This window comes from Phycisphaerae bacterium (genome assembly GCA_035384605.1).
Classification (GTDB): Bacteria; Planctomycetota; Phycisphaerae; order UBA1845; family PWPN01; genus JAUCQB01.
In genome coordinates this window covers 43801-58250 of the sequence record DAOOIV010000020.1, presented here as the reverse complement: position 1 = coordinate 58250, position 14450 = coordinate 43801, and the positions used below count along the sequence as shown (strand labels likewise).

Sequence of the window (14450 nt, the reverse complement as noted above, 5' to 3'; positions counted from 1 at the left end):
CATGCTCTCACACTACAAACCATCACACCCGGTGTCAATAATAGGTGACTGTCCCCAATATCCCGTCATAATAGGTGACTGTCCCCAATATCCCCAATATCACCAATATCCCGACATGCTCTCACACTACAAACCATCACACCCGGTGTCAATAATAGGTGACTGTCCCCAATATCAATACCGGTGTCAATAATAGGTGACTGTCCCCAATATCAATAATAGGTGACTGTCCCCAATATCCCCCATAGGTGACTGTCCCCAATATCCCGTCCCCAATATCCCCGGCTCATCCCTGATCGTCGACCGAAGCGAGATTCGCCGCGACACACTGACCCCACTCCGAAAACTAGCTACGTCCCCGTTTCGGATCGTCCCCGTTTCGGATACGATACCTGGGCGGGTCGCGCCAGGGAGCGTGACAGTGTAGGTCTTCTGTGCGAAATCGACGGTGATCCGCGTGCCGTCGGCGAAGGTGGTCTCCTGCACGCGGCGGGCGGGATCGAGAAAGCGGTGGTCGGTCATCTCTTGGGTGTTCAGCCGTCCTACCACGGACAGCACTTCTTGGACTTGAGCAATGGTCTGGGGGCTTGCGTTGGGCGAGACATACGGGAGCCCGGCATTGAGGAGGCAATGCAGACGACCGGAGTCGCCCGACGGGATCCCCCAGCCGCCGTCCTCGGTGAGCTCCCAGGGCAACAGGATGGAATCGTGATAAACGAGGTTGAACAGCGGCACCGCGATGCCCTGACCTTGGCCTTGGCCGTAACCCTTGGGAAGCGTGGGGTACGGACCATGATGCACCAGGTCCAGAGAACGAACGAGGTAATCGGCGGGCTCTTCGGAACTGACGACGTAGCCTCGGGCCCGCAAGAGGTCGAAGCATTCGCGCCGGTGACGGGCGCAGTCACTGCGGGTAACGGGGTGGCTGGGCTGATAGCTTTCCTCGAGAGGAACGACCGCGAAGACGTCGAGATAAGCCCCCTTGATCTTGACGCCGTTCTCACCAAACAGATCGTGGTTCCGTCGCACATAGCCCGGCGCAAACCGCGGGCTCAGCAAGGTTTGTCGTCCTCCACTCCACTCGGCGTGCTCGGTGAGGGTGCCGTCGTGGTTGAGCAATGCCAGCTTGTCATCGTACGATGCGGCGCTGAAGTAAAAGTCGCGGTACTGATCGTGAACGGCCAGCAGGTAACCGAGCGAATCGCAGGTGTCTGCCAGCAGACGCATTCCGTTCCAGCCACCCTGCTCGGGTCCAGGCGGCAGCACGTCGGGGTGAGCATTGTCGTAGCCATAGAAGCCCCAGCCATCGAGATGGACGTAGGCCTCGGCAATGCCGGCTACCTTCAGGGCTCGCAGCGAAGCCGCCAGATTCTCGAAAGTCTGTACCCGGTGATTGCTCTCCATTCCAGTCGTGCTGTAGAAACGCGAGCCTTTCATATTGTGGTACAGCGCACCGATGTGAACCACCGGCTTGCCGATCACGCGTTCGAGGTTCGGCGTGCGAATCCGCTTCTCGGCGAGCGAGACGAACTGCCCCGTCTCCTGCACGTGCCGCCGGTATCGCTTGGCCATTCGCACGTAGCCGCCGTTGTCATCGAAGACATAGCGAACCAAGCGCGGATAGCGCAACCGTCCCATGCTCGAGTGCCAGAGCGGCTGAATCCGCGTCGGCTCGCCGGGCACATGAGCGTACTCCGCGCCCGCATCATCGCTGGTCTCCAGGATCGTCTGGACGCCCCTTTCGCCCGCCAGTTGACCCCACCAAGGCATGTACAGCGCGCGAGAGTTTGTGAGGTCGCGATAGCGGATCTCCTGCCGCCAGTTGCCGGGTATCAGAATTCCCTGCATGCGCGGTATCACCGCGACGTCTGTTTCTGTATTGCCGGTTTCGAGCACTTTGGGGAACGCCAGCGTCGCCAGATTGGAGATATCTTCGACCGGGACGATCTCGAACACCGCCTCGTTACCGATCAAATGGACCACCACGTCGATGCGGGCATTCGGGGCGGCAGGAAAAGCCGCGAGCATGATCCGCATGCCGGTGCTGAATCCGGTGTGAAACGCACCGGCTTCTTTGCGGCGCGCCTCCATCAGCGAGAAAGACTTCCCATTGCGCAGCTCGATATCCTTGTTGTCCGCCGGACGCCACCGCCATGCTGTTCCGGGGGTCTTGGCGCACATGGACAAGTCTTTCCTGGCAATCGTCAGGGTCAAGCTTGTGTTCCTCACGCCCCAGTCATTGCTCGTCTCGAAGAACTCGCCCCCGCCGGGCACCGGGCGATCGACGGCGTTGCTCAGCAACCATGTGCGAAGCTCGTCCATCCGGAGGTAAATCGCATCGATCTCTTCACGTGTGGCGGCGCCCTTGGCAATCGCGCCGGCCAGCTCGTTCAACTGCCCGGCCGCGCGATCCTTCAATTCGGGGGGCACCTGGATTGCTCGCAAACCATCCAACTGCGCTCGCAGCACGTTCAACCGTTCAGGAATACCCTGACCAGCCCCGAGCATGCAGAGAGAAAGCATGATCGCCCACATGGATGTCGACCTCCTTCAGGAGTATGCGCGGTCTCCTCGCACCCGGAGCTCTCCGGATGTCGTGCCTAACAACCGTCGGTGCCCGATACCCGATATCATCGTCAAACATGGCCCGCTTGGCCAGGAAGCAGCAATGATAAAGAGGTCGAGAACATAGCGGTCCGCAGAGCCAGCACCTGCCTCGCTCAGGGGGCCGACGAGGGCGTCGGCCCTACTTTGCCGTGCGATACGTGATCAGCTCCGACTTGTGCCTGTCCGGAATCGTCAACTGGTACTGCTTCATAAGGTCCGCGCCTTTGGCCTGCGTTTTCTGCCCGGTCGCCTGGCTGGTTAGTTCATAAACGGCATCCGGTTTCAGGCCGTCGAGGGAGACGTCGGTCGTGCGGTACGGACTCTCGGCCCGGCGGAACGCAAGGATCATGCCCTCATCGAGGTCCGGCCGGTGGTACTGCGAGGCGATCCATTCGTTGCCGCTCCGGGAGTACGGCAGCAACGGGTACCACGCCCCGATCAGCAGGTGCCGCAGGGCCAGGTACCTGTCGAGCAGCTTCTTGCCGCGAGCTTTGTCGAAGTCCGGGCCGTCAGCGATCCAGCCCATGCACAGCGACGAAGCCATCACCGAATGGAACGAATAATCATCCATCCGGTTGATGTGCCCGACGAAGACGTTGTTGGGCAGGTACTGGCTCAAGCCCCAGATCTGGGCCTGGTCGACGTCGTTGTCGAACCAGTAATCGCTGTCCTGGTGAAGGTGCATGCGCATGACCGTTTCGAGGTCGATCCGACGGCCGCCGCTGGCGCACTCCTCGCGAAGGCTGTCGGGCCAGGTGTGGGCGATGCGGTCCCAGTAGGCGTACAGCCCTTCGATGTACTTGATCTCGGTGATGCCCTGGCGGTCCGGCGCGTCGTTGTGCCGCCAGTAGGCCAGCGGATCCATGTTGAAGTCCTGGCGATAGACGCGGAAGCCGGGCAGGGCCATGAAGCCCCTCACGATGTTGAAGAAGTAGTCCTGCACCTCCTTGCGGCCGAAGTCGGCGAGGAAGGTGCGCGGATTCTCGCCGCCGGGGCTGAGCACCCAATCGGGATGCTCCTTGTGCAGCGACGTGCCCGCGACCACGCGTTCGGGCTCGAACCACAGGCCGTAGATCATGTTGTGGGCCTTGGCGGCCGCAGCCACAGGGCCCATGCCGTCGGGATAGGCGTCCTTGCGCGGATCCCAGTTGCCCGCGCCGTTGGGCCAGCCGCCGGTGAACCAGCCGGCATCGGTCAGCAGAGCCTCAAGCCCAAGCGGCGCGTAGGCCTTGATCAGCGAGATCTGGTTCTCGGCGTTGCACTCGTTGAGCCAGCCGCCGCCGCGAGTGAAACAGGTGTTGCAGAACAGCGTCGGCAGCGGTTTTTTGCCGGCCTTCATGGCCGCATAGTGCTTGTAGATGAGTTGGCGGAACCGGGCGTTGCTCTCGCGGGTATCGCCTTCCCAATGGAGCATCAGAATGCGAGGCATCCGCACTTTTTCGCCGGGGAGGAGCTTGAAATGTGTCTTCTCGATACCTGCCGTCAGGTGCAGCGAAGGTGCCTGCGGACTGCTGACGCAGGCGGCCCATTGCCCGGACCATCCGACCGCAACGATCAGCGAGCCGGCCTTCGTTTCGATCTTAAAGAACGGGAAATCCTTGTTCGACGATCGCCCGCCGCCGCCGGACATGGTTTGGGTGGAGCCAGGCGTCAACGTGATCGTGCGAACTTCGAAATCAGTCGGATTCGACGGGGCTCCGTTTGTCCGGCAAAGACGATAGGTCCCGCGATCATCAAGCGGCTGATTGAGGCTCACGTCCAGGGCCTGGATGTTCTCGATGATCGGCGTATCGGCCGTGCCGGTGTTCTCGAACGTCAGCAGCCACTCGATCGCGGGGAAATCTGAAAAGCGAGTCACCTGCCACGCAACCCGCAGGCCGGTGTTGGGATCGGTCCACGCGGTCGCCCGGCCGCGGAGGCAAGCCGGGTCGCTGCTGTTCCCGGCCACCGCCGGCAGCGATTCAGAGGTCCGGCTCTTCCAGACGCGCAAGAGATCGCCGCTCGGCCGATCGTCGTAGGTGAACGAGAAGGGGAATTGCGAACCTGCTTGGGCCGCCGTCTCGATGTCGTCAAGCCACATGGTCGACTCCGCCTTGAAATCCAGGCCGAAAAGGCGTGATCCACCTGCCATCAGCACTGCCATGCCGGCGCCCAGCAAAGGCAGTGGGCAGCGCAACCTGTCGTTCATGGGGTACCTCCTTCAACGATGCATCACTGATCGCCGGAATTCGTGTGACGAACACTCTTGCCGCACTAGCATATCCAAGGGGGCCAGGTTCGCCAGCGTGTGTGATGGGTTGGGCGGGTGCGTTCGCCGGCTGCTCCCTTTCTGCTTCGCCAAGGCTGCGCGGGAGGGGTACGGTCGCGGTTGTGAAAGAGTGATCAGCAATCAGCGCGTGGCCCCAGAAGGGATTCTGGGGCCAGCGAGATTCTGGGGCTAGCGAAAGGGATTCTGGGGCTCGCGAGATTCTGGGGCTAGCGAAAGGCATTCTGGGGCCGGCGAATCCAAGGGGGCTGCGGTCGCCATCCTTGCCTGACCGGCCCTATCGCTGATGGCAGATACGGACTATCATTGGGCATACGGCAGGCCGGATGTGAGACCCGTGGGAAGCAATATGGCCTCCACCGGAGTCGGCCTTGGTCAGAGGTTGCACGAGCGATTACGCATGAGCCATCTGAATCGACCGTACGTTGACGGCCTCTCCTGGCTGCGGGCAGCGGGATCGCTTTGGCTGGCCGCCGTGCTGTTATCGCTGATCAGCGTAGCGATGGCCTGCGCGACGGTGTTCGAATCAGTACACGGGAGCGAGAAAGCCCTTGCCTTTTTCTACAAATCCTGGTGGTTTGAAAGCCTTCTGGGGCTGCTGGCGATCAACGCGGTCGCGGCTCTGGCCGTCAGGTATCCCTTCTCCAGGCGGCAATTCGGCTTCGCCGTCGCTCATGGCTCCATCCTGCTGATCCTGGCGGGGGCGTGGGTGAGCCAGAAGTTCGGGATCGACGGCAGGGTAAGCATCGTCGAGGGCCAGTCCGTCGCCGACATCACCGTACCCCAGGACGTCTTTATCCTCGAAAACCAATCCTCGAAGTTTTCGGTTGAGATCAGCCCCCCACCGCTTCTGGGCGCGGGTACGGCGGAGGTTCCTGGGCAACCTGCGGTTTCCGCGGAATCGGTGCATGCCCAAGTGCTTCAATTCGCTTCGGACAGCGTCGCCCGCACCGAGATGCGCGACGACAACCCACATGCCGGTCTAGCGGTCGAGGTGTCGTTTTCGGAGACGGGCACGGACGAACCGGTGTGGGTGCCGGCCGGGCAGGTCGTCCAGGCAGGTGAAGTCCAGGTAGCGTGCATCGAGATCACCGACGAGCAAGAACTGAAGAAGCACACATCCACCGCTCCGGCAGCCGAGGAGGACGCGACACGCACGGTGAGAGTTGAGTACCGGGGCAACAGCTACGAGTTGAAGGTGGACGATTGCATCGCCGCGACGCAGCCGGTGGGAGACACCGGCATGACGTTGCGAGTTGTGCGGTACCTGCCTCACGCGACGGTCGCCGGCCGGGGCCAGATTACCAACGCGTCAGCCAAGCCGCTGAATCCGGCCATCGAAGCCGAGTTATCGGGTCCGCAGGGAATCGAGAGGCGATTCGCGTTCGCGCGCTTTCCTGACTTTCAGTCGATGCACGGGAATCTCAAGAATCCGGATGTCAAGCTGGTTCTGACAGCCAGGGTGGATGAGGACGTGCACGCGCCGGTCGAGATCCTCGTCGGCCCGGGCGATCGATTGCATGCGAGATTCACGAGCGGGCGCGACAGCCTCGTCCAAGAGCTGCAAGCGGGCACGCCGCTCCAAACGCCCTGGCCGCAGCGCAAGCTCGGGGTATGGCGCATCTTCAAGAATGCCCGTCAGCATCGGACCGTATCGCCTTCCGCGCATCTGCATCCCGAGCCGCGTCCCGCGATTCTCGTGCGACTGGACTCCGGCCAAGAGAGCATGGAGGTCTGGGTGCAGAAATACAGCGATCAGGCGGTGGTCTTCGCCGGGCAGACCTACCGCCTGGGATACGACGACAAAACCATCCCGCTCGGCTTCAAGGTTGCACTCGACGCCTTCAGAATCCGCAACTATCCGGGCACCAGCCGGCCTCGTTCGTACGAAAGCCGGATCACTATCACCGATCCGGCTTCGGGGCGATTGGAGAGTCGGGTGATCAGCATGAACCATCCGACGAGCTACGGAGGGTATACCTTCTACCAATCGAGCTATCGCCAGGCAGGCCAGCACACGGCGAGCGTGCTCAGCGTCTCACGGGATCCGGGGAAGGAAATCGTCTTTGCGGGCTACGGCTTGATGGTATTGGGTGTGCTGCTGGTGTTGATCGACCGGCTCAGGAACACGGCCGGTCAGGCTTCTGCGAGAGCCAATCGGGACGGGAAGGAGGCGGCCTGATGCGATTGCTGCAACTCCTTTTCCTGGCGTCGCTGGCTCAAACAACGGCCCCGGCCTCACCGACGATTCCCAAATCGCTTGACTTCAGCATCATCAGGGCAATTCCGGTCCAGCATGACGGCCGCTGGATGCCGCTGGACACCCTGGCCCGGGACATGGTTGAGTCGGTCACCGGAACAGCCCGATGGCATGGGCATGACCCGGTGGCCTTGCTGCTGGCGTGGACATTCGACTCGGGCACATGGATGGACCAGCCCCTGATCGAAATCAAGAACCCCAAGCTTCGGGAAGCGCTGGAGCTGCCGGGCAACCGAACCGTCTTCTCCTACAACGCGCTGGTCGGTCATCCGCGGTTTCGGCGGCTCATGGATGATCTGGCCATGGTCCAGGGGCGCAAGCTCGACCCGCTGGAATCCAAGGTTCGCGATATCCGGGAGCGGTTGAGCTGCCTGGATGTGGTTTTGGCCGGCCAGGCCATCAACCTGATTCCGCATCCGAATGATCCGCTGGGCGCCTGGAAGCCCATCGAGCTTGTCGCAGGGGATCAGGCCGCCGATGACCCTACCAAGACCGCCTGGGCATCGGTCGGCGGCGCCTTTTTGCGTGGCGACGGTCCCGCCTTTGTTGAGGCTTGCGAGCGCCTTCGTTCGGTACTTGCCTCGCTTCCCGCGGCCTACCGCCCATCGCCTGATCTGATCGCCGTCGAACTACGCTTTAACCGGCTTCACCTGCTGGGACTGTCGTGGAAGATCATGCTTGTCGGCGCCGTGTCTGGACTCGTGGCTCTGGTTCTTCGTAAGCGCACACCGGACGTGGCAGCCATCGCGGCACTGGTCGCGGGGTTTGCGGTACTGAGTTACGGCCTGTGGCTCCGCTGGCAGATTGCCGGGCGGATTCCGGCCTCGAACATGTTCGAGTCGCTGCTGTTCATGGGCTGGGGAACAGGCTTCTTCGGCATCTTATGGATTCTGTTCGTTCGCGACCGAATGGTGTTGCTGACGGCCTCGGTCGTCAGCGCGGTCTCGCTTGCGCTGGCGGATTGTCTGCCCCTCGACCCGTACATCCGCCCGACTCCGCCGGTCCTGATGGACACGATCTGGATGTCCATCCACGTGCCGGTGATCATGGTGTCGTACGCAGTGCTGGCGGTTGCTTTTGTGATTGCCCACGGGCAGATGTTTGTGATGGCCGCGACCCCAGAACGTTCGCAACTCGTGAAGACCATCGATCGTTTGCACTATCTCTATGTCCTGGCCGGCGCGTTTCTGCTGCTCATCGGGATTGCCACAGGAAGCATGTGGGCGGCATCCTCTTGGGGCCGCTACTGGGGGTGGGACCCGAAGGAGGTTTGGTCGCTGATCGCGTTTCTGGCCTACTTGACGATTCTTCATGTTCGGGCCAGCCATGAGAAAACACCCTCCTGGTTGTATCTTTTCGCGCTGGTACTTGGCGCGGCCGTGTTCGGAATGGTTGCGGCAAGGCTTGCCCCGCTGACCATGATGCGATGGCTCGGTCTGGCGTCCGCGGCAGTTGCGGTCGTCGTTTGCGCGCTGGCCAGGGGGCCGCTGGGCGATGCGGTCAAAAGCATCCTGGCTTTCTGGCTGATCATTATGACGTACGTTGGCGTCAACTTTGTTCTGGGCATCGGTCTGCACAGCTATGGATTCGGCACCGGTGCGGTCGTACGTTACCTGTTTTTGTTCGGGGCCATCGACCTGATACTGGTCCTGTTGTGCGTGGGCATTTACTACGCGAGGCGCCGTGTCCGATCAGGGCATGCTCCGAGTTTCACCGGTCAGCAATAGCGAAACCAACGCAAAGCGAGGTCTGTTCAACAATGGGTCATGCGAGTCAATACGAACGTGATGAGTTTTTCGCGCACGTGACGTCCACCGGGCAAGGGCGAATTCGTCGACCGAGACGGCGAACACTGCGATCTCTGGCGGTGATCTACGTTCTGGCGGCAACAAGCGCGACAGTTCGGTCAGCGTCAACCGCCGGGCCCGACGCTGCCAACGAGGAACGTTGCCTTGTCCGAATTCCATGGACCGATCGACGCGAGACCCCGGGCACGGACTTTGCGCAGAGACCATGGACTCGTGCGGCGGTCGTCAGTGGTTTTCTGCAAATAGGCGGACTGAGGATGTCCTCGCTGCCGACGCGGGTGTACGTTTACTACACCCCATCGGCGTTGTGGTGCGGTTTTCGCTGTGAAGGGACTCCCGGCGACAAACTCGAAGCACAATTCACCCAGCGCGATGACAAGGTCTGGCGCGACGACAGCGTGGATCTGATCCTCAACCACGCGGGCGATCCGGAGAAGTCGGCTCATATCTCCGTCAACTGCGCCGCGGTGGTGTACGACGCTCTCGGGGGGGATGCTTCGTGGAATCCTGAGCTTGTCGTCCAGACAACCCGGGACGGCGACGGTTGGTCAGCCGTCATCGGCGTACCTTTCAGGGCTTTGGGCGTGGCGGTTCCGAAGGACGGGGATGCGTGGGCGGTCAACTTCTGCCGGAGCACCTCTGGGCGGCAGTTGAGCTGCTGGGCACCCGTCTTGAAGTCCTACGTCGAGCCCGAACGCTATGGTCGGCTGGTGTTCGGCGGTCGCCGGACGTCGGCCGCACAGATGCATGAACTCGATCCGGTGAACATCGGTCGCAACAGGCCCACGATCGTCTGCCCGGCGGGCAGCACCTTCCGGATCACCGGCTATGACATTCGATATCGCCCGGTTCTCGAAGAGCATGGACCGATCGGGGCGGGCGGGCGGTTCGAGTTTGTTCTGATTGAGGATCGCGTGCGCTCCGTCAGCCTGGCTGTGGCCGACGACGCCGGCACGGAGTTGCTCCGCGGCTTCTATCCGATGCACTCGCCGCAGGTTTCTGAGCGAGCCAGGACCATCGCGGCCCGATTTGCCGAGGCGACACGCATGCTGGCGAAGTTCCGGGCCGAAGCTCGGGCCAAAGCCGAGCCGATCCTGGCCAAGGCACGGCCGCTGGTCGAGGAAGCCACGAAGCCGGCCTCCGAGCCGGAAGCCTGTTCTACTGAGGACTGGCAACGGCTGGCTTCCACGGTCGGCGATCTGACCATGCAGCTTGACGGGGTGACCTGCCATGCCCGCATGCTCGCGAAGATGCCGGAAGCCGAGTTCGCGGTCGGCCTAGAAAGCTCCATGCGTAAGGTGATGATCAAAGACCACCCCTTCGAGGGGGTGTTCGACGATCATTACGAGCTAGCGCTGGCAAGAAACGAGCACGAGGGGTTCCAGGTGGTGGTCATTCCGTTCGGCCGCGACCTGGCGGATGTGACGGTGAGCGTCGGCCCCCTCAAGTCGGCAATGGGACAAGCCTTCAACGGCAGGATAGAAGTCTCGCTCGTCGGACACGTTGATGTCGCCGACAACCCGCCGTATGACGCCGAGCACAAAGGCTGGTGGCCGGACCCGCTGCTGAGCTTTCTGCAAAAAAGCGATGTGAAGGAAGGCGAACACGTGGCGTTCTGGATCGACGTGGCCACACGCGTGGAGACGCAAGCCGGCAGCTACGAGGGAACGCTGACGATCACGGCGCGTGACGCCTCGCCCATCGGGCTCAGGCTTAAGGTTCAGGTCTGGGATTTTGCCCTGCCCAACGGCACCCATCTGCGCAATGCATTCACCTACAACGAAGGCCCCACCGGCAACTTCTACAAAGGCAGATGGAACGACGAGATGAGGTATCGCTACTATGACTTCATCCTCGATCACCGGCTCAACATCGATCATCTCTATCGGCAAGAATCGCCTGAAATCGGTTTGCTCAAGTATGGAGCCGGGCGGGGAATGAACGCCTTCAACGTCGGCGGTGTTTTCCGGCAGGGCAAGGGGGACAAAGACGACCCGAAGCTCTCGCAGTACGTGCAGGAGTTGAAAAACGCCGGGGTGTTCGACAGGGCATACGTTTACGGCTTCGACGAAGCCAAGAGGGAGAAGTTTACCGAAATACGCGAGGTGTTCGGCGAGATCCGCAAGCGTTTTCCGGGGCTGAAAACGATGACCACGGCCGTTGACCGGTCTTTCGGCAAGCGAAGCGGCCTGCGTGAGGTCGTGGATATCTGGGTGCCGCTCACCGACAGCTATGACATCGAGGCGGCACGTGAGCTGCGGCGTGAAGGCCGCGAGATGTGGTGGTACATCTGCGTGGTTCCGACCCATCCGTACGCGAACTGGTTCATCGAATATCCGGCGATCGAGGCCCGCCTGCTGACCGGGGTGATGAGCTACAAGTATGAGGTCGGCGGCTTCCTTTACTACCTGATCAACCTGTGGGAAGGGAACAGCCGTCCGATCTCCAAGGGGCCTTATACCGACTGGAATCCCGGAAGCCTAGTCAACGAAGAGAAGAAGTATACCGCCAACGGTGACGGCAGCCTTTTATGTCCCGGACCCGACGGGCCGCTTTCGACCATCCGGCTGGAGAACATCCGCGACGGTTTCGAGGATTACGAGTATCTCTGGCTGCTGCGGGAGACCCTTGAGCGCATTGGTAAGCGCCCGCCGGCCCCCGCCCATCGGGCCTTTCTGGACCGCGCCGCTGCGTTGCTGAGGGTGCCGGACAGCGTAGTGACAACGACGACCAACTACACGCGAGATCCGCAGGAGGTCATCGAGTTCAGGGCCAGGTTGGCCGAGGCGATTCTCGAAGGGCAGAGTCTTCTGCGTTGATGGGTAGACAGACCCCTCGCCGGCGATTGAGGTTCTGAACGAGCCGCCGGAGGTGTCGCGAACCTCTCTCTTATTCACTCCGCGCGGACGGGTCAGCCGCAGGTTGAGCAGGCGCAGCCTCGAAGAACTCGGGATTCTGCCGGCGCAACACCCGCAGGCCTTCCTGCCAGAAGGCGTGCAGCGACGGTTTGGCCGCTCCGCGCTCCGCATGACCGGAAGAGCTTTCCTTCGGGTGAATGGTCGCCCGGATAACCTGGCCCACCTCAGTCGAAGCCTCGGCCAACACGTTGCCGCTTGGAGCGATGATCCGGCTGTGTCCGTGAGAACCCTCGTCAGCGCCGCCGTCGCCGGAGTTGCAGTGGATAACGCTGATCTGGTTCTCCACCGCCCGGCCAATGACCTGGCAGCGATAGTTGTCCCATTTCTCCCGCGTCTTGGATTCGCAACTGATGTAGATGCCGATCTTCGCTCCCGCCAGGACGGGAATCCGGAATATCTCCGGATATCGCTCGTCGTGGCAGATCATGATTGTGCAGGGCACATCGTCGACCCGAAAGACAGCCAGCGCGTCACCCTCCTCAAAGAGTTCCGGCTTGACCACGTGCATCTTGGCGTATCGCTTGACCAGCCGACCGTCGGGTCCGAACACGAACGCACCGTTGTAGCGTTTTCCGTTTTCGATGTATGCGGAGCCGACAACCGCGTAGATGCCGATCCGGCCGCAAGCCTCCTGTACGGTCTTGAGGGCGGCATTGATCTGCTCGGCCGTCAGCGCGCGAACGATCTGCGAGCCGTAGGTGCTCAACGAGCATTCCGGAAAAACGACGAGACGCGTGCCGGCGGCCGACTCGGTCTCCAGGATGGCGATCATTCGGCGGGCGTTCTCGGCAATGTCCGCCGTGTTCTCAAACTGCACGCACGCGACCTGCATGGCATTCATACTTGATGGTCGGCCGGGCTCTCCTCCATCGGACGCGGCCCGCGCAGACGAAGACAACGCAACGAATAAGCCGACGACAATGCATCCGAAGGTCAACCAGCACGCAGTATTCACGATGCCTCGCAATCGGCGTCTCTCATAAGGTCGTTTTTTCACGCCGGTTCATCTCCTGACGGGCGAGAATCTCGATTGTCCGCAGACGGTCCTTGTAAGTGTTGTACTGATTGGCCTTGAGGATGGGGAGGGCGGCATCGGTGTTGCCCGACCAGCGGCGGCACAGGTAGACGGGCTCCCAGACGCGTCCTACCTCATAGCGGCGGCAGAAACGCAGGCCGACCGCGTAGTCCTCGCCGTAGCTGACGTTCGGCAGCGGATGGCGGCGCAGCAGGCTCGCGTCGAACGCCCGTGGGGCCCCAAAACCGTTGACGCGAAGCACGTTGTTACGGCCATTGTCCCGCGTCCACTCCCGGTGATCGATCAACCCCGGAGGCAGTTCGTTCAGATCGAAGTCCACGATGCGGTACGAACCGACAACCATTGCGTAGGGTCCCTTCTTGAGTTCGGTCACCATGATCGCGAGGGCATTGTGGCCGTTGTAGAGGTCATCGGAATCCAGTTGTACGACGTAGCGCCCGCACCGGGGGGAGGCAACAGCCTCGTTCCAGCAGCCGCCGATACCCAGATCCGTCCGAGTCGGGAGGATATGCACCACGCGGGAATCACCCGCCGCCAGATCGCGGAGGATTTCAGTGGTTCGATCGGTTGAGTGATTATCCACGACGATCACGTTGAACGGAAAAGAAGCCGCTTGCGAGAGCGCGCTCTTGACGGCATCGGCAATGGTCTTTTCACGATTGCGAACCGGAATGACCACGCTGGCTTCAACTTCAAACCGCTCCGACGGCGGCGGCACAGGCTCGAATCGCGGTTCGAGGTACGCGCCGATCCGCTTGAGATGTCCGGTGGCAACCTGCTCGCGCTCCAACTGCACGTCGACGTTGCGGGGGTCGACGTAGGCAAAATGCTCGTCGTGTTGGTTGCGGCTGTGGTCCTCGACGACGGTGTAGAGAGACTCAGGAAGCCGCAGCAACGCGTGATCGATGGACAGCTTGAGCCGCAAGTCGTATTGCGCGGACCAACGGACATCGGCGGGCGGACCGTGGCGCTTTGCGGCATCCTCGATAGCCTTGCGGGACACCAGTCGAAGCGGGCCAAACGCGAAGTCGTCGCGGATGCTGCCGAACTGATAATCAATGGTAGGACGATCGGCGACGCCCGCTTCTTCGTCAACGACGTAGTCGGCATACACGATGCCGGCACCGGTCTGCTCGGCCACGTCCATCATCCGCTCGAGGGCATATTGCCCGAGACGGATCTCGTTGTCACCGTCGACGAAGAGGACGTAGTCGCCGGTCAGCTTCTCGATGGCCGACCGGAGGGCAGAGCCGCTGTCCGGCTGATCGGTCACGATTGCCTCAATCCCGCCGGCCGTCTGGATGCCCGGAGGTACCAGAGCCAACACTCGATCCACGCAGGCGAGCTTGGCGAAGGGGGCAACCAGTTTGCCCAAATCGCACTTGCCCGCCCGTGCCACAACAGTCGTTTTTCCCATTTGAGTTTCCAACATCGCGCCCAAAGGGCGGCAAACCGTCAATGAATAAGCAGTGGCAGCATAATGGGTTTTTCACGGTTCTGTCAATGAAAGCGGCGAGCGAATTGCCGCTGCAATGTGGGCCAGGCGATCTCTGGG

The 14450-nt window shown here is 61.6% G+C and carries 7 protein-coding genes; 3 read left to right on the top strand and 4 right to left on the bottom strand.

Annotated features, from left to right (window positions below):
* Positions 1-186 precede the first annotated feature (186 nt).
* Positions 187-2535: a DUF5696 domain-containing protein gene (locus PLL20_07145; GenBank protein HPD29754.1), complete on the bottom strand. Its 2349-nt coding sequence runs from the start codon at positions 2533-2535 to the stop codon at positions 187-189.
* A 211-nt stretch (positions 2536-2746) separates the two neighbouring features.
* Positions 2747-4795, bottom strand: coding sequence for an alpha-galactosidase (locus PLL20_07140; protein ID HPD29753.1), 2049 nt, complete (start codon positions 4793-4795; stop codon positions 2747-2749).
* A gap of 478 nt (positions 4796-5273) precedes the next feature.
* On the opposite strand from PLL20_07140, the gene PLL20_07135 reads away from it, so the two are divergent.
* The 3 genes from PLL20_07135 to PLL20_07125 all read left to right on the top strand — a co-directional run bounded on the left by PLL20_07135 (position 5274) and on the right by PLL20_07125 (position 11760).
* Positions 5274-7055, top strand: coding sequence for a cytochrome c biogenesis protein ResB (locus PLL20_07135; GenBank protein ID HPD29752.1), 1782 nt, complete (start codon positions 5274-5276; stop codon positions 7053-7055).
* On the top strand, positions 7055-8860 hold the full coding sequence (gene ccsA, locus PLL20_07130) for a cytochrome c biogenesis protein CcsA (GenBank protein HPD29751.1): 1806 nt from the start codon (positions 7055-7057) through the stop codon (positions 8858-8860). Before PLL20_07135 ends, ccsA begins: the two co-directional genes overlap by 1 nt.
* A gap of 338 nt (positions 8861-9198) precedes the next feature.
* Positions 9199-11760, top strand: coding sequence for a DUF4091 domain-containing protein (locus tag PLL20_07125; GenBank protein HPD29750.1), 2562 nt, complete (start codon positions 9199-9201; stop codon positions 11758-11760).
* Between the two features lie 70 nt (positions 11761-11830).
* On the opposite strand, the gene PLL20_07120 is transcribed toward PLL20_07125, so the two are convergent.
* On the bottom strand, positions 11831-12700 hold the full coding sequence (locus PLL20_07120) for a carbon-nitrogen hydrolase family protein (protein ID HPD29749.1): 870 nt from the start codon (positions 12698-12700) through the stop codon (positions 11831-11833).
* Positions 12701-12836: 136 nt separating this feature from the next.
* Positions 12837-14312, bottom strand: a complete 1476-nt coding sequence (locus PLL20_07115; protein HPD29748.1) for a glycosyltransferase — start codon at positions 14310-14312, stop codon at positions 12837-12839.
* Positions 14313-14450: the final 138 nt, after the last annotated feature.

Coding starts and splice junctions, on each gene's coding strand:
- PLL20_07145 (HPD29754.1), bottom strand. CDS start 2,535: ATGTGGGCGATCATGCTTTCTCTCTGCATGCTCGGGGCTGGTCAGGGT.
- PLL20_07140 (HPD29753.1), bottom strand. CDS start 4,795: ATGAACGACAGGTTGCGCTGCCCACTGCCTTTGCTGGGCGCCGGCATG.
- PLL20_07135 (HPD29752.1), top strand. CDS start 5,274: ATGAGCCATCTGAATCGACCGTACGTTGACGGCCTCTCCTGGCTGCGG.
- ccsA (HPD29751.1), top strand. CDS start 7,055: ATGCGATTGCTGCAACTCCTTTTCCTGGCGTCGCTGGCTCAAACAACG.
- PLL20_07125 (HPD29750.1), top strand. CDS start 9,199: ATGTCCTCGCTGCCGACGCGGGTGTACGTTTACTACACCCCATCGGCG.
- PLL20_07120 (HPD29749.1), bottom strand. CDS start 12,700: ATGAATGCCATGCAGGTCGCGTGCGTGCAGTTTGAGAACACGGCGGAC.
- PLL20_07115 (HPD29748.1), bottom strand. CDS start 14,312: ATGGGAAAAACGACTGTTGTGGCACGGGCGGGCAAGTGCGATTTGGGC.